Annotated in this window: 11 protein-coding genes; 10 read left to right on the top strand and 1 reads right to left on the bottom strand. The window is 37.0% G+C overall.

Annotated elements, in window-relative coordinates:
• Positions 1–3 precede the first annotated feature (3 nt).
• Positions 4–1,599, bottom strand: a complete 1,596-nt coding sequence (locus tag T497_RS0104075) for a hypothetical protein (protein WP_028514518.1) — start codon at positions 1,597–1,599, stop codon at positions 4–6.
• Positions 1,600–2,019: 420 nt separating this feature from the next.
• On the opposite strand from T497_RS0104075, the gene T497_RS0104070 reads away from it, so the two are divergent.
• From T497_RS0104070 to T497_RS0104025, 10 genes are all read left to right on the top strand, one after another.
• Positions 2,020–5,388, top strand: a complete 3,369-nt coding sequence (locus tag T497_RS0104070; RefSeq protein WP_207640325.1) for an HIRAN domain-containing protein — start codon at positions 2,020–2,022, stop codon at positions 5,386–5,388.
• Positions 5,389–5,399: 11 nt separating this feature from the next.
• Entirely contained in the window at positions 5,400–6,860 is a 1,461-nt protein-coding gene (locus tag T497_RS0104065; protein ID WP_028514516.1) for a hypothetical protein, read from the top strand.
• A complete protein-coding gene (locus T497_RS0104060; RefSeq protein ID WP_028514515.1) occupies positions 6,860–8,299 on the top strand; it encodes an Hsp70 family protein in 1,440 nt (479 codons plus the stop codon). The genes T497_RS0104065 and T497_RS0104060 overlap by 1 nt, the downstream gene beginning before the upstream one ends.
• A 5-nt stretch (positions 8,300–8,304) precedes the next feature.
• Positions 8,305–10,626 (top strand): UvrD-helicase domain-containing protein, encoded by a 2,322-nt coding sequence (locus tag T497_RS0104055; protein ID WP_028514514.1) that lies wholly within the window; start codon positions 8,305–8,307, stop codon positions 10,624–10,626.
• 4 nt (positions 10,627–10,630) lie between these two features.
• On the top strand, positions 10,631–13,765 hold the full coding sequence (locus T497_RS17335; protein WP_028514513.1) for a helicase-related protein: 3,135 nt from the start codon (positions 10,631–10,633) through the stop codon (positions 13,763–13,765).
• A gap of 11 nt (positions 13,766–13,776) precedes the next feature.
• Entirely contained in the window at positions 13,777–15,585 is a 1,809-nt protein-coding gene (gene drmB, locus T497_RS0104045) for a DUF1998 domain-containing protein (protein ID WP_028514512.1), read from the top strand.
• A gap of 280 nt (positions 15,586–15,865) precedes the next feature.
• Positions 15,866–17,164 carry a DNA cytosine methyltransferase gene (locus tag T497_RS0104040; RefSeq protein WP_028514511.1) on the top strand — a complete coding sequence of 433 codons (1,299 nt, stop codon included), beginning with the start codon at positions 15,866–15,868 and terminating at the stop codon, positions 17,162–17,164.
• A complete protein-coding gene (gene drmD, locus T497_RS0104035; RefSeq protein WP_028514510.1) occupies positions 17,142–19,760 on the top strand; it encodes a DISARM system SNF2-like helicase DrmD in 2,619 nt (872 codons plus the stop codon). The genes T497_RS0104040 and drmD overlap by 23 nt, the downstream gene beginning before the upstream one ends.
• Positions 19,761–19,770: 10 nt before the next feature.
• Entirely contained in the window at positions 19,771–21,468 is a 1,698-nt protein-coding gene (locus T497_RS0104030) for a site-specific DNA-methyltransferase (protein ID WP_028514509.1), read from the top strand.
• The gene (locus tag T497_RS0104025; protein WP_028514508.1) at positions 21,468–24,134 is read left to right on the top strand and encodes a DEAD/DEAH box helicase; all 2,667 of its coding nucleotides are present in this window, start codon (positions 21,468–21,470) and stop codon (positions 24,132–24,134) included. The genes T497_RS0104030 and T497_RS0104025 overlap by 1 nt, the downstream gene beginning before the upstream one ends.

The following is a 24,134-nucleotide window of genomic DNA, read 5'->3' as shown; positions in this document are numbered from 1 at the left end:
TTATTAAAACTTTAATACCCACGAACGATCTTTCATTTTCTCATTTAATGAGCCAGTACCCCACGGTAAATCTAACTCAAGATCAGCTTGAGCTTTCTTCAGAAGGCGATTGACCTCAGCATCGCTACCTACACTCTGTAATTGTATAGAAAGCGAATATGCGTAATCAGTTGCTTTTAGGAACTCGTGCAAATCCATTTGCTGCAATTTAGCACAGTACTCCTTAAACAAAGCTCCTTGTCGACGTAACTCATCGGTTGTTGCACCGTATATGCAATCAAGAAACTTCCTATATGGATCATTGTCAATATAAAACAAGAACGACACTGTTAGAAGTCCCGTTGCCAGCGTGCCACAGAAAGTTGATGCAATTGACTTGATATCAGAAGGGAGTGCAATTTCGGCGAGCTTCAATTCTACATTTTCCTGTACACTCGTTCCGATAATAGCACTCGCACCAGATGCAAGAACTTTTGCTGCCGCCGTCATTCGATCACACAAATAATTCTCCTTGCTATTAAACAGCAAAACATTGATAGACTCAACTATTGATGCCCATGCTTGACGAATGATTTTTACAGTATTTTGCGATGTAGTTAGGAATGTATTTACAAGTGTGGTGGTCAGAGAAGAGATAAAGCCACTAATTACTCCTTCTCCGAATTTAGTGAAGATTTCCCTGTAATTACGCCGAGAATTCTCAAACCAATTAGAAACACCGGTTTTTATGGCGGATAAAACACCAGTGAATGTTCCATCACTAATTTCAACTTGCGCTTTAACCGAGAACCACAATTCGGTCAATAAGAATCCTAATGCTTGTCTAAGCCCCATTTGAATGCCGCGTTTTCCTGCAGCAGTGAAAGCTTCTTTATAAAACTGTCGGCACTTTGGATTACTAAAATCAAAATAATATGCTCTATTAATTTTATCTTCATAGGATGCTTTGGCACGATTATAAGCATCCATCATTCTCTTTTTAACGTCTTCGGGAAGTTCGGGGTGTGCTGCAATATAATCAGGGATTTCATCTGCACCCATCGATTTATTCAAATGCTCATTTGTCCATTGAAGGTTATCTTCCACATCTGCGAGTTCAGCAGTTGATAATCCTGACAGTACTCTACCTCTATCGTCATGGATGCTTTTCGCTGAAATTACATGGTCTAACTCAGCACTTCTGTCAGTTGGATGACCTTTACTTTTTCCAAGAAAACCGAGAGGCTTATCCTCGTATGCATCTTGAACAGTATTGTTATTGTCCTCACCATATAGTTTTCGGGCATCATGCTTTATTCTCTGAAAATTAGTACCAGTTCCCTCTACGTCTTTATGATTATATTCTCCACGATTTTTATATGCAGTATCATTTTTTCTATTTTTATAGGTCATGGGACTTCCATCACCAATTTGTCTCACATTATGAATGGTATCAACATCACCACCATACTGATCTTTTATAAATAAATCTAATCCAAAAGATGATATAAGGCTTCTAAAAATAACACGTTCGTATTCCTTAAATAAGGAGCCAAATATTGATTCTGATCGAGAACAATAGAAATCAGGCTTGATTTCACACGCAAAGTTGTTATTCATAATATCCCCCTATCACTTAGAATTATTATCATATCGAAAAAAACACTTTTCTTTCGCTCATTATACCATATATCAGCTATTCACGTCAAGTATTCTGCTGAATTTATTCGAGTATCTTTGATGATTTTGGTGAAATGTGCACAAGTTATAATGTTGGAATTATTTAATCAACTTTGACCCCAGTGGATTCAAAGTTAAACAGTTATTATAAATTGTTACTGTAAGCTCTATTCTGATTTGTAGGATAATGCTTTCTATTTTTTTACAATCAGTATATACAAAGCATAATATTCCTCGGTGAAAAGAGCGAGAAAAATAGTTGTTTTGCTTGATTTTTTGGTGAAATTGTGGTACAATAATTTATATATATGTTACTCGGACAACGATTTTACCGAAAGGTTTGATAACATGAATAATATTATGGAAATACAAAGAGAAGCAATTATAGAGATAGTCGGTACACAGTATGAAGGTCGAGCAGTAAACCATAATCCTCTGTTTCTTCAGCAAGGTTTTATACTAAGACATCAGAGTGACAATCCACATGACCATAACGCTGTTCTTTTACTTACAGAGGACGGAAAAGAACTTGGTTATCTGCCTAAAGGATATGCATCATTATATGCTCCTGCAATAGATAGCGGTAGATACAGTTTTTCTATTGAAATTGTAAAATCAGAGCCTGATCCAGAAAGACCTATACTCATTGTTAAAATTACTTCTGAACTTAAAAATCATAGTGAGGAAGACATTGAAGCCGATATTCTGAGTTTTGTTCAAAACATTGTTAACGGCTATGCCCAAAGAACAACTGAATATCTTGCATTCATTTATTCTGAAAAAGTTAATGTCGATGAATTATTATTGTCTTTGAATAGCGCTCGTTTAATACAGAAACTTCATTCTTGTTCAAGTGATCTTATTGAAAGCTATGATATAAAGCAGAATTCTGAAAAATACACTCCTATAACCAAGGAGAACTTAACTCCCTTCCTCAGTGATCTGAAAGCTGATGTGAGTGATATTTTGAAGAAAATCCAAAAGGCGTATAACGAGTCACTTGATATTGATGACGAGGACGAATACCATCGGGTTCAGAGTGAAATTCGTGAAAGAAGAAAGAAATTTCGATCGTATGATGAACTCCTAACCTCGTTGCTTGATGCTGCTACAGCTTATGTTAATATCAGCATAAATCCTACTTCTATTCCGGAAAATCATGATCCTGAGCAAACAATAACTGTTATGAAGGAAAATGATACACCAACTTCAAATAATCTTACGATTTCTGAACCACTTCAATCAGCACCGCAAACAGTTGAACATGAACCTGAAACAAATCTTTCCGATAGTCCACAGCTTACAGAACAAGCGTTCTTTGATTGGCTTATATCAGACGGCTGTGTATCCGAATCGTCAGCGAAGCAGTATATATCCAATATACACAGCATAGAAAAACTGTATCAAACTATCTATGGTGTAAAAAGAAGCATTATTGGAGCGAACTCCAGCGATACAGTAGGTTCAATGATAGAGTCACTTATTCAAAGAAATGAGTATATAGATGCAAACGAACGCAGACATAATAGTTTCAGTAACTCTTTAATCAAGTTTATTCAATTTGCCGATATATCAGTTGATGGACTCAAAAGTGCATTGGAAAAGAAGAATTATCAGCCTCCAAGCAGCACGCAGCCATATGTTATCAAAACAGTAGATTTTGATAATCCACAAAACTGCACATATTACAAACCTTGTTCTTTTATATTGAACGAGTTACAGCATTCGGTAGAAAGCTGGCGTGAACTATATACTAAGTTCCTTATTCAGTTATATACTGACAATGCTTATTCTGATTCTTTGAAGACTTTATCCGGCAAATCTTTATATGGACACAGGATTGATTTTGCAGATAAAACCCTTTCACACTATCTACGCCGACCTATAAGAATATCTGCAAATTTCTTTGCTGAAGGAAATTTATCCGCTATTGATATTATAAAGCACATAAAATATTTGATGGACATTTGCTCTATTGATGATGAGCATATGATCATCGAATACACTACACAGGAAAAGATTATCGAGACTATTTTACCTGATGATAGTGATAATGACAATGCAAAGGAATTCCAGCAGCTTACCATAGATTCTATGCCTGAACTGCAAAGTTCACACGATGAATCTAAAGACACAGTTGTTACCGATCATCCTGAAATCAAACCTTCCATTGCCGATAAAGATAGAATATCCAAGGAAAGCTTTATTGAATGGCTTACAAATGTGACGGGCTTAGCTGATGCAACAGCCCAAAGCTATTATTCGTCTGTAACTACATCTGAGCGAATAGCACGGGAACAGAATCTAAAATCACAAAGATTATTATCAGCACAAAGCTATGAGGAAGCAAGAAAAACTTTTGATGAACTTCTTAACTGCGATGCTTTCGTAAAAATGAACATTACTGCTCATAACAGCTTAACAGCAGGAGTTAAGAAGCTTTTAAGCTATATTGGCGCCAAGGAAAACGCTTCAAATCAGGAAAATACCACACCTGAATCAACAAGCATCACTACGGATAATACTGCAGCAACTACACCTTTACATTTTACGCCTGATGCTTCTAAACCTTTCGTTTTACAGGATGTAATTATAGAGATTATGTCAAGTGATGCTCCTGAGATAACTAAATATCACGAACACAAGGGCGGCTTCTCATCGAAAAGTCTCTGTAGCCTGATTAAAGAATATTACAGAAAAAGTTTCAGTCTTTTTGAAATATCAAAGATTTTAATGCTTGACCGATCCTTCCAATCCGTTGGTAAAGGCTGCTATACTCTGAATAAAACAATGCTTTCACATGAAGAAGCTGAACCAGACAATTCAGAACATAATATACCTGAAAAAACAGTACCTGTTGAGACTGAGACTATTCCTAATCAGGATGATTACCCTCCTGTCACACCAGAAGTACAGTGGACAGATACAGAAGCCATCCAAGCAGATGGAAACACAGCAGAAAAATTGACTGCAGCGCCTATTGAGATTGGAACTGCTCCTGATCAGAGTGATTACCCTCCTGTTACACCAGAAGTACAGCGGACAGATGCAGAAGTCATCCAAGTAAATGAGAACGAAACAGAAGATTTGACAATCGAATCAATCATAGAAGTTATTAAGGAAAACAGCGACAATCTGCAATATGAATATGGTTTTGGAGCATATGAAATTAAAACTCTACTGTCTCATAAAGGCATTACTACTGCATCTGAGGATCAGATAGAAGCATTAATGTCCGAATGCTCAGAGCTTCAAGAAATAGAGGACGGATACTATGCACTATCTGAAAATGATAACGAGGACAATACTCATGTAGAGCTTGTTTCACTTATTGAAGATAAGCCTGAAACAATGACCTCAGAAGCGACAATACCTGATACAGTTCCAGTGGAGCCGCAGGAAATCAGTGCAGATTCAATGCACATTGTTCTCAGGCTTAATGGCAACATAATCAGAGCTTACGATTACTCTGATGCATTAAACAAAGTATGTGAGTTTTCAATCAACTGTAAGCCGTTCAGAATGGCTCGTATAGCAGGACAGGCTATACGATTAAATGGAAACAGCGTTTTTTATAGAAAGGCAGTTCCTGTTGACGGCTACAATAAGCTGTCTAACGGCTTACAGATAATAACAATCAACAACCTTCCCGATTTACAAACCATAACAACAGCAGTTCAAAAGTATTGTCATATAGATGATGATATGATTACCATTATAAGCAAGTGAGGAGAATATCAATGGATATAAATGATATCAAAGCTGAACTCGACAAGATGTATAAACAATATAAGAAACAAAAGTCCACTCTAAATGTTACTCAAACTAATGAAGTAGTAATGCTATTAAAGCAATTGTCACAGAACGGCGATGCTAAAGACGTTGCAGAACGGCTTGTTGTTTTTTCAGCAGATGTGTGCGGTCAGTATTTTGATGAGTTGACCAAAGGTTCTATTATTCCACTTAACATAGTTGAGTCGATTATTAATAGTTATATCGGTGCTAATACAGACACAAGTAACGAACGCTTTTATGTTAAAAAGTATGCTACAATGGCTATCAAGGTAATAAACAACTACACCGATTCTTCCTATAATTCTAAGACTATTGCCAAATTAATCACTCTTGTTGCTAATATCGGCTTAAAATCTGATAAAAATATGTCACAGTTTGAAAGAGTTGTCGTTGAAACTAAAGGCAAAATTTATTTTGTAGACTTTAGCTCCATAAACGAAAAAGGTTTAGCAAATGTCAACAAAATTACTGCTGATCTAATTACAAAAGGTAAACTCAAAACTTATTCCGATTTAATTGAAAAATGGTCTATTAAGCACGGACTTTCTTCAGCTCCAGCAAACAATAGTACAGAACCAAACGAAAAAGCAGTGAAAATAGAGGAAGAAATCGTTTCAAATGAAGTTACAGAAGAAGCAAAGCCTGCGAAAGTTCAGGTCACAAACGGCGAAAACGCTGTTTCTCCTATAGTAAACGAAGATACAAATACGACTTCTTCTGTTATAGCCGATAAAACCGGGAATAAAACTTCAAATGTATCAAATGAAGATTCCAAAACAACAAGCGAAAAGCCGATTGCTGAAACAAGTGACAAAGCTAATCCTACTTCAGCTGTTGCGCCTGAAAAACCTCGTCCTGCTAAAAGTTCAGTTCAAATCCTTTATGAGAGACTGAAAAAGGATATGGATAAAGAGCAGGAAGCAATTATTACTGCTTTCACAGATATGATTACTCCTGTTGGAAAAGCATTTGAATCAATTCAGGGCGAAATCAATAAGAGTCGTGAATTAGGGACTGAGAACATCGCATTAAAGAGCCAAATAACAGATTTAGAAGCTCAGTTATCAGAGTATAGATCAAGACTTCAAACTGCTAATCAGTCTTTAATGGCCGCTAAAGCCGAAAATGATGAGTTGAAAAACCAGCTTTCTTCTCTCGAAAGCCAGAACACTGAACTTGACAGCAAGCTTAATGATGCTTATGCCATTAATAGTCGTGAATCCTCTCTTGAAGCAGAAAAGGTACGCTCGGAACTGAAAAAGGCATTTTCATTCTTGTATGAGGACTGGCTTGAATACGAGTTTTCAGATGTCAGTGAGGAAAATTATGAGTCCTTACAAGCAATCATAAAGAAGATTTTCCGTTCTCTTGAGAGAAACGGTATTGATTTTAAGGGGAATAATTAATGAAAAACGGGTCATATTATGGAATTGACTTTGGTACAACAAATACATCTGTCTTCCTATATAACTATGAGCAAGGCAAGGGTTCTATGGGAACGGGATACGGTACTGACGGCAAGGATCTTACTCCATTCAGTTCCTGTATTGCTATATCAAAGACAATAAAGAATGATTTTAAATTTGGTCGTGAAGTCAAGGAAAGAATTAATGAATATGCAGATGATTATCAGATTATCACTTCATTTAAATCACTTCTCGGAACAGACCGTGAGATCGTAGTAAATAACGTAAGATACAATGGAAAAGCTTTAGCATTTCTGTTTTTAAGATATGTTAAAGCGACCGTTGATGCAGTAAGACCTGATTTTAATGAAGCTGTATTCTCTATTCCGGTCGATTTTTCAGCCAAAGCAAGAACAGAACTGTTAGAAGCTGCAGAGGCGGTAGGTATTAAGGTAAAAGGCTTCGTTAGTGAATCCTCCTCTGCATATATTTCTAAAGTCACAGATATAAAGGCTTTTTCAAAGGTCATGGTTATTGACTTCGGTGGAGGTACACTCGATCTGAGTATTCTTAACCTGAAACATAACCAGGTATATGAAGATGCCGTTTATGGTATCAAATTCGGCGGCGATGATATTGATAAGGAGCTTGCTTTACGACTAATGCCTAAGGTATATCCTGATGTTTCCTTTGAAGAGCTTGAATCCCGAAGAAAAGACAAGCTTATGAATGAAGTTGAACGTATGAAGATTGAATTCTCTGAATACGACGATTATACTATGACTTTGGGCGAAGGTTCAAGACCAGTAGACATTGACTACGACACATTTTCTGACATTATCACTCCACTAATAACAGAAAACGTACTTAATTCTATACTGAAAATAATGGAGAAAGCCAATGTCAGCCCCGAAAACATTGATGCTGTTATTCTCGCTGGCGGTTCAAGCAGTTTAAGACCGTTTGCAGATATTATTCTTTCTTTATTTGGTGAAGAAAAAATCATATTTGACGATGAGAACAACAGGTATCAGTGGATGGTTGCTAAGGGAGCTGCTATCACTTCTGCGATAGACTGCGATTTCAGGCTTGGCGATGATATTTGTATTCTGCTAAGTGATGATGAAACATACCCTATCCTGAAGAAAGATATTAATAAGGTTGGTGACAGGAGTAAACCTATTTCTTTCTCTTTGACAACCGATTCCAGCGATGCTCACTTCATCTTTACTGATTCTACTGGTAAAAACCGATATGCAACAATTTCGGTTAATGCCAAGGGCTATGTTGACGAAAAATTTGATTTGTTGGTTGAAATCGGAAAAGATCAGATAGCAAGAGTAATTATAAAGAACGACTATATTGGAAACGGTTATCACGTGAAACACGAAATAAATAAGCTGAGGTTTTATTATGATCTAAAAGATGTTGAGGAATAATTATTATGATTAAATCAAATATAAGTATTGCTTCAAACATATATATCAGAAGCGATCCTGACATCAGAAGGGACAGAAAGTATACTGAGAAAATAACAGGAGCTAAACTGCTTAATGATATACGCAGGCGATATGTTGGATTTGAAGCAATTCCGTTAACACAGGTACAAAATCAAATATTATCGGGAAATCAAACCTGTGCATACGCTAAAGACGGTCAGATGTCTTTTGGTCCGGTAATGATAGATGGTGTTCTTCGTTGGCAAAGCAGATGCGAATACACTGCTTGTCCAGGTTTCAATGGATGCTTTCCGCAAGTAATAACCCGTGAACCAGTAACAGAAGATGATGCTGAAGAAAAGAAGAGCTTACAAGAATTCTTTGAGGCGCTTGGTATCATCATACAGGACGATGTTGTTGTTTTTGAAAGAGACAGAAACACAGCGAAGATAGAAGAAACCCCTAAAGAATACGTCGCTCCTACAGAACAAGCTGTCGAAGAAATAAAGGAAATAAGCAAGCAATACGCAGAAATAACTTCGCCTGATTGCATTGTTTCAGCTCCATTAGACTCACACATCATAATGAATTCAGGTCCAGGTACAGGAAAAACCTATACTATCATTCAGCGTTTGATTTATATTCTTGCAAACAACCTGTGTTCTGCTGATGAAATATATATCCTATGTTATACACGTTCAGCAAAGAAAGTTGTTGAAAGTAAGATAGACGAGGCTGTCATTAACGGTATACTACAGCCTTCTGCTAAAAACATCTGCGTATTGACATTTGACTCCTATGCTACATATTTTTTAATGGCTATGCGCGAGCAAGGTGTTATTACAGAAAACTTTGACAACTATGATTATAACGAAAGAATAATACTTTTTAATAAGCATATAACGCCAGAGGACTTTGAAGGTATAAGTTACTTTATTGTCGATGAGATACAGGATCTTGTAAATGAACGTGCTGAAATGGTACTCAAAATATTAAAGCACTTAAACTGTGGTTATCTGCTTGCCGGAGACCGCTGTCAGTCAATATATGATTACGAAGCAGATAATGATGCAACTCTTGACTCAGTAAAGTTCTATGAACTTGCTGAAAAGCAGTTCCCTGATGATATGCTCAGATATGAAATAACTGTCAATAGAAGACAAGCTCCAGATTTAGCCGAAGAAGCAACAAAGATGCGTAAAGTATTGCTGAGCGAGAGCTTTTTGGAACAGAACAAATACGCAAACAGCATAATATCGCAGTATTCAGGCAAAACAAAGGTTGAACAGTACATAAAAACACTTACTCAGCCTCCAACAGTATCAACAGCCATTCTGTGCAGAAACAATGGTGAAGCAGAATACATAAGCGGATTGTTATGCGAAAAAGGCATAGTTCATACATTGAACAGAGGTGTAAACAATGTTGTTCCTCTTCCACGGTGGATTGCTGACGTTTTCTGGGATTACTGCCGTGATACGATAAGCAAAAGCACCTTTATTGAGAGAATCTCCTTCAGGGCGAATGTGAAATCAGATCCCGAAACGCTTTGGGAACTTTTATGTAAACTTTCAGACTCACAGGATAAAGCTGTAATAAATGTTCCTGCATTGACTACCGCACTTACGATAACTAATAACATCCCAGGTGAGTTTTATGATAATGCTCCTATGCTTACAGTTTCAACTATCCACAAAGCAAAAGGCAGCGAATATGACAGGGTTATCCTCATCGAGTCGGATATAAAGCCTTCTTCTGACAGTGCAGAAGAAGCAAGAGTTCGGTATGTAGCACTTACTCGCCCTAAGTCGCAGTTCATTACTATGAAAAAGAATTCAAAGTATTTTAAGCGAACGATGTCAGGACGAGTTATCGAAACAGGACTTCATAATATGTATAAGACAAACAATCGGTACTGCAAGTGTATAACAGTAGGACTGACTGGAGATATTGATAATAATTCGTTTGTATCCGGCGATTTCGACTCTATACTTGATTTACAGGAATACATCATTCATAATATCAAACTATATGATAAACTTTCTGCAAAGCGTTCATCTGCTACCAGATTGTATGAGATATTTCATAATGGACGCTGCATTGGTTCACTATCTAAGCAGATGATAAGTGAGCTTGATATGGGTGTAAGTTCGACGGATTATAAATTCAATCTGCCTGACAGATTAGAAAACCTTTATGTCAGTGGTATAACCACTGAGGTGCTGAAACAGTTCAGTGCAAATATTCCGATTGAATATCAAAAATCAAGGATATGTTTTGGTATTCAGATAACAGGACTTGCCAAACTTGTATTTGAAAAGAAGTGATTAAATGTCGCATTATTCAGAGTTTTATAATGCAATAGATGATATTGCTGATCATCTCAGGACTGATTTTGTCGGTCCGGTTGAAGATGATGAAGTATTAGAAATGGAAGAACCATTAAGTCGTTATTCGCTCGGAATTCTTTGGGCACAGCCGAAAAGCAAAGACTCTGAACCAGTCGATATAGATCGCTCAATGGAAGAAATGTTTGATGACGAATCAGAAGATAGCGAAGAACCGAAGAACATCAGTGTTTTCAAACCATCTACAATGGGTGTCTCCTTTGCATCGTTTCCGAACAATAGACTGAATATCATATTTAACTATGCTGTTTATCATCATTCTGAAAAGATAATAAACGAAAATGAAAAAGAAATCAGAAAACATTATTACACAAGAGAAGCACGAAAATTTCAGACTGAGATCGTTGTTCCGGATAAAGTATGCAATTCAGTTATTTCCGATAAAGGTAATAGCGATGTTATAGTATATCTTCATGTCAGAAAAATAAACGATGACGGCAGCGAACTTGTAACTGTATCTGTTCTTAATAAGAAGAAAGCAGGAAATGAATTCTTAGAAAGCAATGGAGGTGCATTGTTTCAATGTATTCTCTCTATTAAGAACGATAAGGGCTTCATGCCTGTTTACAGAAGAAATATCCATAAGTCTTTTGAAGAAGAAAAGAATGATATGCTATATGATTCTATAAACAATTATTCTTATGGTCATGGATGCTCATCTGTTCATGTTGAAAAACATGGCATCGTAACCGAAGTAAAGAGTGAATTCATACCGCAATTCAGAATGTTGCAGATGATGCCGAGGTTATTTGACAACTCTGAATACCTTTATATGAATTATTGGAGCAAAGCGGATAGGAACATGGCTTGTCATCAGCTTGATTCCTTTATCATGCAGTATCAAAAATGGTATGACGAATTAAAAAATAGCACAGAACTAATCAAGAAATATCCAGATACAGCTTCCGATTCATTCAAAAAGATCGAACGCTGTATCTCCCGATTGCGTAAAGGCGTTGAAACGCTAAAAACGAATGATAAAGCTTGGGAATCCTTTCTTTATATGAACGAAGCTATGCTCCTGCAGCGTGTTAAAACAAAGCATTGCTCACCTGATATTGTAAGCTGGTATCCTTTCCAGATGGCTTATATCCTGCAAATCATTCCTGATATCGTAGATAATGATTCTGAATTTCATAAAGATGTTGACCTTCTGTGGTTTCCTACCGGCGGTGGTAAGACAGAAGCTTATCTCGGTCTTTCCGCTTTCTCTATCTTCTTTAGAAGGCTTAGTAGCAATAAGGACGATATAAACGGCGTAACCATTATCATGAGGTATACGCTAAGACTTCTTACGCTACAGCAGTTTGAAAGAGCTACAGCTCTTGTATGTGCTTGTGAGCATATGCGAAAGAAGTACGGTATACCAGGCAACGAGATCTCTATCGGATTATGGATAGGTTCGGGTATGACACCAAATCATATTGAAGATGCCACTGAAACCTTAAAGAAAATCCGTGAAGATTCGACAGCAACTATTTACGAAGCAAATCCTATGCAGATCACCAGATGCCCCTGGTGCGGAGCAGAGATCGGTGTAGGTGGTTATAAAGTCAGCAACGGCAGTATGAATATTTCCTGCTGTAATAACCATGAATGCGAATTTCATACCCATTTACCGATTTATGTAGTAGATGATGATATCTATCGTATTGCCCCGACATTCGTTCTTAGCACAGTTGATAAATTTGCAAGAATAACATGGGAAGAACAAGCAGGCAATCTACTCGGTGCAAACGGCTGTAGACCACCTGAGCTTATCATCCAAGATGAACTTCACCTTATTTCCGGGCCGCTTGGCTCAATCACCGGAATATATGAAATGGCAATCGAAAATATTTGCAAGCATTACGGTAAAGTTCCAAAAATTATAGCCTCTACAGCAACTGTAAAGAATGCGGATAATCAGATCAAGATCCTTTATAACAGGAAGATGATACAATTTCCTCCGAACGGTTTGTTACATACCGATTCATTCTTTGCCATAGAAGCCGATTTGTCAAAGCGTCCTGCAAGAACATATCTTGGTATATGTTCTATTGGCTCAGGAACGTCGGAAATGCTTATAAAAACATTTGCTTTGCTAACCTTTATGAAGCATTTGTACAGGTTACAGGGAAAACCAACCGATGTTGTCGATCAGTTCTACACATATGTAGGCTATTTCAACACGCTTAAAGAGCTTGGCTCAAATTCAATTATCATATCAGACCGTATATCAGCAGAAATCAAGTATCTTGCGACTTACAAATTCAAAAAAGAAGCTGAAAGTGTCAATATGAAAATTGACTGTGCAAATGCCGATATACCTTCATATTTCCGAAACAACGAGCTTACAAGCCGTAATTCAGCAAAGGAAATCAAAGCTGTCCTCGAAAGGCTTGCCAATAAATACACCAGCGAGGATTGTTTCGACTACATCATGGCTTCCAATATGCTGTCTGTCGGTATAGATATTGACAGACTCGGAGTTATGTGCGTTTACGGTCAGCCAAAATCCAATTCAGAGTACATTCAGGCTACCAGCCGTGTAGGAAGAACTAATCCCGGTCTTGTTATATCCATTTACAACAGTATGAGGTCAAGAGATAAGTCTTACTATGAGCAGTTTTGTTACTATCACAGTACATTTTATAAATATGTTGAAGCTACAAGTGTTACCTCATATTCTCCCCGTGCTATTGAAAAAGCTCTGCATTGCGCTATGATGGCTATCATCAGGCATACTATACCTCGATACAATCCCAATGAGAATGCCTGTAAATTCCTTAGAAATGATAGAGATGTCGAACTTGTAAAACAAAGTATATTGAAAAGAGTCAATGACATTGAGCCTCGCATTAAGGAATATGCAGAAGAATGGCTGAATTATTACTTGGATTGCTGGAAGGAGCTTGCAGACAGTCTCCCTGATAAGTTAGTGTTTTCAGATTATCATAACGAAGATAGAGCTCTATTTCGTAGTGCAGACAATCAAAACGGTTCAGATATTCCGACTATACTCAATTCTGTAAGAAATGTTGAACCTGCTGCCAATATTTATTTTATAAAGAGATAGGAGGTTTTGCAATGCCAAAACCGACATTCAGAAAGAAATCAGTAGATAACGACAACAGTATTTCCAAGTTCTCTGATGAAAAAATTTCAGTTGGTGATATACGAAAGACTCAGGTTATAACCACTTTCGGCGTTGGTTCTATTGTAGATTTCAAGGATGATACCGTAATAATTGCATCTACTGATGATTGGGATTATCCGCCTGAATCTGAAGAAGTGGAAAAAAGAAAAATATTCAACGAAAACCTTTCTGTTATTACAGAAGCTGAATACTTTTTAATGCCAAAGACTACGCAAAACACAAACCACTTTTCCAAAGGAAAGAATATCACTTCATATGTATTTCCTGAGAAACTTCATTGTTCCAGATGCGGTAACCTTTACGATTTCAGAGAGTTAAATATTAAAGACCGTCATAGATGCCCTCAATGTAAAAATATTCTGAATGCTTCTCGTTTTATCGTAGTTTGTACAAGAGGTCATATGGACGATTTTCCTTATGATTGGTGGGTGCATTATGGAAAGCCTTGTCCGTCAGGTGTAAAGTCGCCAAGAATAAAAATGGTCAATATTTACAACAGAACGGATATTGACAGCTTACGACTTGAATGTACTGAATGTAAGAGCACAAGAAGTATGGTTCAGGTTTTTTCTGAAAATGCTCTTTCGGAGTTCCGTTGTACCTGTAAGCACCCTCATTTTAAAAATCCGTATGCAAGAGTTCAGTATGGTTGTAATGATAAAATGAGAGCAAGATTACGTTCGGCATCCGGCGTGTATTTTCCTATAACCAAAGCTGCTTTACTGATTCCGCCTTGGAGCAGAAAGGACGTAAGCTGTATTCAAAAGAATTATGAGATAATAAAAGCTGTTGAAGAAGTCGATGAAAATAAGGTTATATTCGCAATAAGAAAGCTTATTCATAATGAAACTGTTTCCGATGAAGAAATCATGAGATCATGGAAGGATGTAAAATTCTCTAAAGAACATAATCAGAGACGATCGGAGTTATCAGTTTATGAAGATGAATATGCCATTCTTTCAAAAGAATCTAATTCAAATGAAGACAAGTTCTCCTCATATACATCAGTTATTCCTGAAAGATACCATCAGTTTTTTGAACAGCTTGTTGTAGTTGACAGGCTAACTGTTACGCAGGCTTTTACTGGATTTACAAGAATAACTCGTAACGAGTCTAATAGTGTAGCTATCTCTCAGTATCCTAAGCCTTGGCTGCCTGCTGTAGAATTGACTGGCGAAGGTATCTTTATAAGATTTAACAATGAAAAGATTTCACAATGGAGAAAAGAAAACTCTTCACGGTACAGAAGAATGAAGAAAGCAATGGAGGATAGCAAATTTACATTAGATGCATTTTCTGAAACCTATGTTATGCTTCATACCTTTGCTCACTTATTCATTCGTGAGATTTCTAACATTTGCGGATATAGTGCAGCATCTATAAGAGAAAAGATATACAGTGAGATCAATGACAAAGATGAAGTGAAGATGTGCGGTGTTCTTATATTTGTATCTTCTTCTGACAGCGATAGTAGTCTTGGCGGACTTATAAGTATAGCTGATAATAAAGATATATTTGAAAAAATAATGGATAGTATGCTTGATCGAGCAAGTTGGTGCAGCGGAGATCCGTTATGTATATCTTCAATGAAGCAAGGCTATAAAAATCTAAATTACGCTGCCTGCCATGACTGTACACTCCTTCCTGAAACATCTTGTGAACGGTTCAATTGCTTTCTTGACCGAGCTTCAATTGTCGGATTGCCTGACAATCCCGCACTTGGATTTTTTAATACTTGAATTACAACAAGAGGACTTGAATGATAATTCATAGTCCTCTTTATTATTGGAATAGTAAACAATTGAAGCACAACCGCTTTAATCTTGTATGATTTAACAGATTTCACAAAAATGCTGTTCGTTTTTCTTGCTTTTTCTCTGAAAATGTGGTATAATAGACAATGTATAATATCCATTTGTATTGCTATTTAAACCAGTTCCATTTCATCTTACACTGAGCAATACTCTATGCCCTATTATGGCACTTAATTAATTCATAAATCAAAAATGAGGGAGAACTATGTCAGCATCATCTGTACAGCACAGATATAATTTTATAGATTTATTTGCGGGTGCCGGAGGTTTATCAGAAGGATTTGTTCAGGCTGGATTTAAACCGATAGCTCACGTTGAAATGAATGAATTTGCTGCCAAAACCTTGGAAACGAGGAGCGCATATTATTACTTAAAAGAAACTAATAATCTCAGTATCTACACAAAGTACTTATCAGGTAAAATAACTCGTGATCAATTTATGGAGCACATACCAGCTTCAATTACCAAAACTATTATTCATGAAACAATGTCAGATAAGACCCTACCTGGTATTTTTAAAACTATTGACGGAATTATGAAGATAAAAGGCATTAATTCTGTAGATGTAGTTATCGGAGGGCCGCCTTGTCAGGCTTATTCTCTTGTTGGAAGAGCACAAAGCAGTCATATGGACACTCCTATGTCAAAGGATCCTCGTAATTTCTTATATAAGCTCTACGGACGTTTCTTAAAGAAATACCAGCCTAAAATGTTTGTTTTTGAGAATGTAATGGGAATCATATCTGCAAACGGTGGTTCTACATGGAAAAACATTCAAAAGTATCTTAAACGTATAGGTTATGAGATCGAGTGCAGAGAACAACACGCAAGTTATTTTGGAGTTCTACAGAATAGACGCAGAATGATAATTGTTGGCTGGCTGAAAAATAGTGGATTAAAGTATCCTGATTTTATTGAAATCAAAACAAATTCAGTAGTAAACGACTTGTTCAAAGATTTACCGAAATTGTTGCCTGGTGAAAGCTCAGATAAGTATTCAAAAACCAAGGCAAGCAACTACGTGACCGAATCTGGCATCAGGACTTCAAGCGACGTTCTGACCTTGCATTCAAGCCGAAATAATAATGATCGTGATATAAGTATATATCGCAGAGCGATTGAATTATGGAACGACGGACATAAAAGGCTAAACTATAATGATTTGCCTGAAGAACTGAAAACACACAAAAACAGGCATTCATTCACCGATAGATTTAAAGTTGTTGAAGGCGATGAAGCCTATTGCCACACCATTTTAGCACACTTGTCGAAAGACGGACATTATTTTATTCATCCGGATATAAATCAGCACCGTTCTATAACCGTCAGAGAAGCTGCAAGAATACAGTCCTTCCCTGATAGTTATTTCTTTGAAGGGCCGCGCACTGCACAATATATTCAAATCGGTAACGCAGTTCCGCCTATCATGGCAAAAGGGATAGCCATGGGGATTTTCAAAGAGCTATATGAGGGTGATAACAGTGAAACACAATCTACTGCTTGAACAGTATAGTAAATACAAGAAAATAGAGTTGGAAGAATCGCCATTTCATTTTCTTTTAAACGCAAATATTGAGCTTAACCCACATCAGATCAATGCATTCTGTGCAGCTATACAAGCTTTAAAAACAGGCGGAATCGTATTGGCTGATGAAGTAGGCTTAGGAAAAACAATAGAGGCAGGTCTTGTCCTGAAATACGTAATAGACTCAGGCAAAAATCATATTCTTATCTCACTGCCTGCGTCGTTACGAAAACAATGGGAAATCGAACTCTTAGAAAAATTCGGCTTAACCTCCTATATTCTTGATAAGCAAACAGTTGAGAAGGATTTTAAATATTGGGCTTCAAGGTTAACCGATAGCTCAAAACAGAGCATAATAATCACATCATATGCTTATTCATCAAAGCTTATGAAAGCCTTTCCAAAAGCAAAATGGGATTTTATTATTATAGATGAAGCACATAATCTTAGAAATGTTTTTCACGGAACTAAGAGAGCAAAGAACCTTTTTGAGTTGTCGAAAGGAATTCCGAAAATTTTGCTTACAGCTACGCCTCTTCAAAACTCGTTGACTGATCTTCATGGATTAATATCGTTTATAGATCCACGAATATTTGGCAGCGAAAAAGTATTTGTAAAGCGATATGTAAATGATCAGGACTATGCAGATTTAAAACATGAATTACTCCCTGTCTTGTATCGTACACTCAGAAAAGACGTTGCTAAGTACATGAACTTCAAGAAAAGGATATGCAAAACAGTAGATTTTTCTCTTTCAGTTGATGAAATTGAATTATATCAAAGAGTAAACGACTTTCTGAAAAGAGACATCCTATATTCTATTCCGACTTCAAACAGAGGGCTTATTATCCTTGTTATACGTAAATTGCTTGCATCTTCAAGCTTTGCTTTAATAGAAACCTTTGAAGTCCTAAAACAAAGGCTTGAAAAGCTATATGAAGGCACAAGATCAGCTAACGCCCAGGAAGGCTTCGATTTATTCTGGAGCTATGTTGAGGATGAAATTGACGAATCCGGCTTTGAAGAACCTGACGATGAAGATACTGTGATTCAAAAGCAGTATATAAAGTCTGAAATAGATGAAATCGATGAAATAATTACTGTAGCTAATAGAATTTCCACAAACGCTAAGCTCCAGGCGCTGAAATCAGCTATTAAAATTGCTTTTGATTATCAGCAAGAGCACGAAATATCGCAGAAGGTTGTAGTTTTTACAGAATCAAAACGTACTCAAAAATATATAGCAAATGAGCTTAGAAAAGAAGGATATCAAGATGATGATATTGTTCTTTTCAACGGTGATTTTGATGATGCTATGTCAAAAGAGTTATACCGTGCTTGGCAGGTCAAGAACTTCGGCAAGGTCAATTACGGCAGAAGTGTGGAATACAAGCACGCTATCGTTGATTATTTCAAAAACAACGCAAAGATACTCATATGTACAGATGCAGGTTCAGAAGGTCTTAACCTTCAGTTCTGCAACGCAGTAATCAACTATGATTTGCCATGGAATCCTATGAAAATAGAACAACGTATCGGTAGATGTCATCGTTATGGGCAGCAGAATGATGTTGTCGCTATCAACCTTTTAAACACACAGAACGCAGCAGATCAGAGAGTATACGAGATCCTTTCAAAGAAATTTGAGCTGTTTGAAGGTGTATTCGGTGCATCAGATATCGCTCTCGGAGTGCTGGAATCAGGCGTAAGCTTTGAAAAAATGATACTTGAGATCTATCAGTCATGTAATACAACGGCTGAGTTTAAGAAAGCTTTTGATAAACTCGACCGAAAGCTTAACGCCAAGCGTGACAAGAAAGCAAAACAACTTCGTTCTTTGTTGCTGACGGAGAGCAGTAATGCCAAAGAGGCTTCATTGGATAAAACAAAGGAAGAAATCGCTGAATACCTTCGTGAGGTTGAATACTGGAGCGATTGTACTGAAGCGAGAGTAGAAGGCGGATTGAGATACCTTGAAGTTGATAATGAGTGTATGAATATGTTCTGTGAACATGGTACTCTCTTTATCGGTTCATTCTGCAATTCTACATCGCTATTATTCCCCGTACTTCTTCTTTGTAACTCAGAAGGAACATATATAAACGTTAGCGAGCCTGAGCTTGTAGAAGTCATAGAGAAGATCAACGATTCTGATGTCCATACTTTCTCTCCAAGTAAAGATGAGTCAGAAGCATATAAACGTGTATATGATAAACTTTGCTCGGAGATGCTATTGAAATATCAACAGCAAACCGCTTCGATTATCGAATACAACAAACGAAAAATCGAAAACTGGGAACGTATACAGATGGATCAGCTTGTTGCTGATTATCAGGATATGCAAGCTGAAATCGAAGCTATACAGGAGCAAGAGAAGGCATCTACTAATTTCTATGAGAAAATTGACATAAGAAAGAAAATCGCCGAAAAGAAAAAAGCACTTGAAAACTATCAAGCTGCTTTTCATAAAAAAGGCACAGAATTCAAAACAGAGGGCGATAAAGAGATTGCTGAGTTTAACAAGCAGTTCGATATCAATCCTGTTTTAGTCATCAATATCGTATTAAAGTTTTAGGAGAATTATTATGCAGAAAACAGGAAGACTGGAACTTACATGGGTTGGTAAGTACGATGAAACCAAAGTTGAACCACGTATTCTTATAGAAGATAAAAGTAAATCTTTTGGAGATCCTGCAAGCGAAAATATGCTAATTCACGGAGATAATTTAATAGCTCTTCAGGCGTTGTTACAAGACTATTCAGGGAGAATTAAGTGCATTTATATTGATCCCCCTTACAATACGGGAAATGCTTTTGACTTGTATGATGATGGTATAGAACATTCAATTTGGCTTAGTTTAATGCGGAAAAGACTGATTCTACTTCGAGAATTACTCGCAGAAGAAGGCTCTATTTGGATTCAAATAGATGATGAAGAGCAAGCATATCTAAAAATACTATGTGATGAAATATTTGGACGCAGTAATTTTGTAAATATGATATCTGTAAACATGAAGAATATTGCAGGAGCATCAGGCGGGGGCGAAGATAAAAGACTAAAGAAAAACTGTGAATACCTTCTTGTATATGCTAAGGACTATTATCAATTAGAAATGTTTAAGGGTGCGTATGATTATGAAGAAATAGGCGCTTTAGTAGAAAGATATAGACAAGAAGGCATCAGTTGGAAGTATTCAAGTGCATTGATTGATCCTGGCGAGAAAATATATGTTGGATCTACAGTTGATGGTTCAGGTGAAGAAATAAAAATCTTCAAAAGAGTTGGATTTAAAATCAAGTCAGTTAATCAAATTATGAAGGATGAAGGTCTCTCTGAATCTGATGCATATAATAAATACGCTAAGTTTTTCTTTGTCTCCCAAATGCCACAGAGTTCAATTCGTCCGAGAGTCATGGAAAAAGTTAAGGAATTAGGAAGGGATAGTGAACTGTATTCGATAGAATATATTCCTAAGACTGGAAGAAACAAAGGTAAAGTGTACGAACAGTTTTATAAAGGAGAGAATTTTAGGTTATTTGCGTGGTTAAGTGATGTATCTGAGGAAATCGACGGTGTTTTGTATAAAAAGACATTACAGGGCACTTACTGGAATTTCGTTGGAGGAACAAAGAACCTTACTAAAGAAGGTGGAGTTGAGTTTCCAAATGGAAAAAAGCCAGAATCATTAATATCAAGAATATTTAATATGGCTTCTGACGTTGACGATTTTGTTCTTGACTCTTTTTTAGGCTCTGGTACAAGTGCTGCAGTAGCACATAAACTCCAAAGAAAATGGATTGGTATTGAACAAGGTGAACAGGCATACTCTCATTGTAAGAAGAGATTGGATAAAGTTATTCTTGGTGAAGACTCTGGAGGTATTACCAAAGAGGCAAATTGGCAAGGCGGTGGCGGCTATCATTTCTATGAACTTGCACCAAGTCTCCTTGTGAAAAATGATAAACTCCCAATTTATCAGATAAACCCGGATTATACGTTCGAGATGCTCTGCGAAGCTATCTGTAAAATTGAAGGCTTTAAGTATAAGCCTGACGATGTATTCCACGGCAATTCTTCCGAAAGAAGATTCATTCACGTTACTAAGGAATTCGTAAATGTAAGCTATCTAAAATCAATAGCTTCGCATCTTGCTGTAGGACAGTCCTTGCTTGTTTACGGACTTTCTATTCAGTCAGATATGAATCTGCCTGACAATATCGAAGTAAAGAAAATACCGAAAGACTTATTAGAAAAATGCGATTTTGAATGTGAGGTACAGTAATGGCTGACGTTGTAAAAAGTATAAGCTATGCTATGAGTTTAAGAACGCCACAAGAAGAAGCGCTTTCCTACCTCGATGCAATAAGCTCTCACTGTGATTATAAGAATGACGATAAAACTGCTGTAGAAGCCGTTGCTTCTGAGAATTGCGAGAATCAGAGAACAGTAAATTCAAAATTTGAGTTTCCTTCATTCTGCTATGCTATGGCTACCGGTATCGGTAAGACTCGCCTTATGGGAGCCAGCATCTATTATCTCTATAAAACCAAGGGCTATAAGCATTTCTTCATTCTCGCTCCGGGTAGCACAATATATGATAAACTTCGTAAAGAGACAAATCCTAATCACCCTAAGTACATATTTAAGGGACTTGAAGCTGAAATGGGCAAGCCAAAGGTTTATGACGGTGAAAACTACGACCGTTACCCTGTCAGGTTTGAACAGCTTTCTATGTTTGTAGATAACACCTCAGATATTCAGCTTTTCATTTTCAATATCGGTAAGATCTTCAATAGTAAGACTGATACAGAGTTTAACTTCCATAAGTTCAAGGAAACACTCGGCGCATCTTTTGCTGATGTGCTGGCTCAGTTCGACGATCTTGTTATCTGTATGGATGAGGCACATCGTTACTATGCCCCTGCGTCAATGAAAGCAATCAATTATCTCAAGCCTATACTCGGTCTTGAATTCACTGCAACCCCTAAATCAACATCAAACATTATCTACGCTTATGACATTGCCAGAGGTGCTACTGAGGGCTTTTTAAAAATTCCTGTTGTTATGGGACGTTCTAATACCGCCGGATACAGTCAGGAAGATATAGAAGAAATGAAAATTCGTGACGGACTTACGTTACACGAAAATCGTAAGGCTATTTTAAGGGAGTATTGCAGCAATAACCACATTGATTATGTTAAGCCTATTGTTCTCATTGCTTGTAAAGATACAGATCATGCTAAGCAAATCCGTGAAAAGATAGACAACGATGACTTCCTGAAGGGAAAATACAAAGGCAAAGTTATTGAAATACACTCAAAGCAAACCGGAGAAGAATCAGAAGAAAACGTAAGGCTTCTGCTTTCTATTGAGAGTTCTTCAAATCCTGTTGAGATCGTATTGCACGTCTATAAGCTTAAAGAAGGATGGGACGTAAACAACCTGTTTACGATCATTCCGCTCAATGCTGCCAAAAGTGATATTCTTGCTATGCAAACCATCGGTAGAGGTCTTAGATTACCTTTTGGAGAGCAGACAGGAGATGAAAAAATCGATACTCTCGATATAGTTGCTCATGATCATTACCGAGAATTGGTTGACGAAATAAAGAGTAGTGATATCTTCCGCTATCGTGACCTTGATTCACAAAGTGCTGAACATACAGAATCGGTAGATGTTACAGCTTCTGCAAGCGATGAACAACTTTCACTCTTTGATGATGCTATCGCTGCAGCAGGTGTTAAGTCATTTACTGATATCAGTAATCCTAAGACACAGCATGAAATCTACGAAGAATACAAAAAGAATTTCATGGCTACACAGCGAAAATCCAAAACTGATGAAACTCCAGCTGATGATGGACAAATGACGTTGTTTGATATGAACGGTGAATCTTCCTCCAACACAGCAAGCGGTTCTTCAGTAACAAATGAACCAACTACATCAAATACTGCAATTGAACCGAAACAATCGCCTTCTAAGATGATGTCTGAGGAAGATTTCTCTAAATCTCTTGTTGAATACGCTGTTAAAGCTATATCTGTTCCAAAAATTCTCGTTCAAACGACTTCTGAGGTCAAGTTTAAACGTTTTGAAGTTAAGCGTTCTATTACTGACTTTGAAGTGGCTAAGGCACAGATTGAACGTTTCGATGCTATTAATCAAAAACTTCTCGCAGTAATAGATGCACAGATACTCGAAGTGAACGATGCTATGAATACGCTTGCGTGTATGCTTCTTGATACAATAAGCGAATTGTCATTTGATGATGCTGATTTTGTTATCGATGTAGTTGAACAGTATCTTTCTCAGATAGACGGAACTGAAGAAGAAAAGAAGCAGATTGTCAGACGCTATGCTTCAATGATTATTAACGACATTCGCAAACAAATATATGAACACGTAGAAAGAAAGACAGAAGATATCCATTTGGTTCAGAAAGACCTCATTATTTTCAAGAAATTCATTAAGAGTGTCAAGGACGATGGACAAATAAAATTTGATAAGCCTTTTACTGACAAAGCAAATATTAAGAAATATCTGTTTACAGGCTATAAGAAATCATATTATCCTTCAAATGCATTTGACAGTGATTCCGAGAGACTGTTCTCTATTATTCTCGAAGAAGATCCTGATGTTATTCGTTGGATCAAACCACCGTTAAATCAGTTAGGTCTATTCTGGAAAGCCGGACAGCAGTATAACCCTGATTTCCTTGTTGAAACCTCCTCTGATAAATATATGGTGGAAGTTAAAGCTCTTAAAGATGTAACTTCTGATGAAGTAATTGCTAAAGCAAAAGAAGGTATTAAGTGGTGTGAATTTGCATCATCAGCTGATCCTGATCATAAAACATGGCATTATAGATTGGTTTCAGATGACAACATAAAACCAGGCAATTCTTGCAAATTCACTCTTGGAACAGCCCATTCAGTTAAGGAGGATTAA

Source organism: Ruminococcus flavefaciens MA2007 (assembly GCF_000621845.1).
GTDB lineage: Bacteria > Bacillota > Clostridia > Oscillospirales > Ruminococcaceae > Ruminococcus > Ruminococcus flavefaciens_E.
This window is presented reverse-complemented; position numbering and strand designations above follow the sequence as displayed.

Coding starts and splice junctions, on each gene's coding strand:
- T497_RS0104075 (WP_028514518.1), bottom strand. CDS start 1,599: ATGAATAACAACTTTGCGTGTGAAATCAAGCCTGATTTCTATTGTTCT.
- T497_RS0104070 (WP_207640325.1), top strand. CDS start 2,020: ATGGAAATACAAAGAGAAGCAATTATAGAGATAGTCGGTACACAGTAT.
- T497_RS0104065 (WP_028514516.1), top strand. CDS start 5,400: ATGGATATAAATGATATCAAAGCTGAACTCGACAAGATGTATAAACAA.
- T497_RS0104060 (WP_028514515.1), top strand. CDS start 6,860: ATGAAAAACGGGTCATATTATGGAATTGACTTTGGTACAACAAATACA.
- T497_RS0104055 (WP_028514514.1), top strand. CDS start 8,305: ATGATTAAATCAAATATAAGTATTGCTTCAAACATATATATCAGAAGC.
- T497_RS17335 (WP_028514513.1), top strand. CDS start 10,631: ATGTCGCATTATTCAGAGTTTTATAATGCAATAGATGATATTGCTGAT.
- drmB (WP_028514512.1), top strand. CDS start 13,777: ATGCCAAAACCGACATTCAGAAAGAAATCAGTAGATAACGACAACAGT.
- T497_RS0104040 (WP_028514511.1), top strand. CDS start 15,866: ATGTCAGCATCATCTGTACAGCACAGATATAATTTTATAGATTTATTT.
- T497_RS0104030 (WP_028514509.1), top strand. CDS start 19,771: ATGCAGAAAACAGGAAGACTGGAACTTACATGGGTTGGTAAGTACGAT.
- T497_RS0104025 (WP_028514508.1), top strand. CDS start 21,468: ATGGCTGACGTTGTAAAAAGTATAAGCTATGCTATGAGTTTAAGAACG.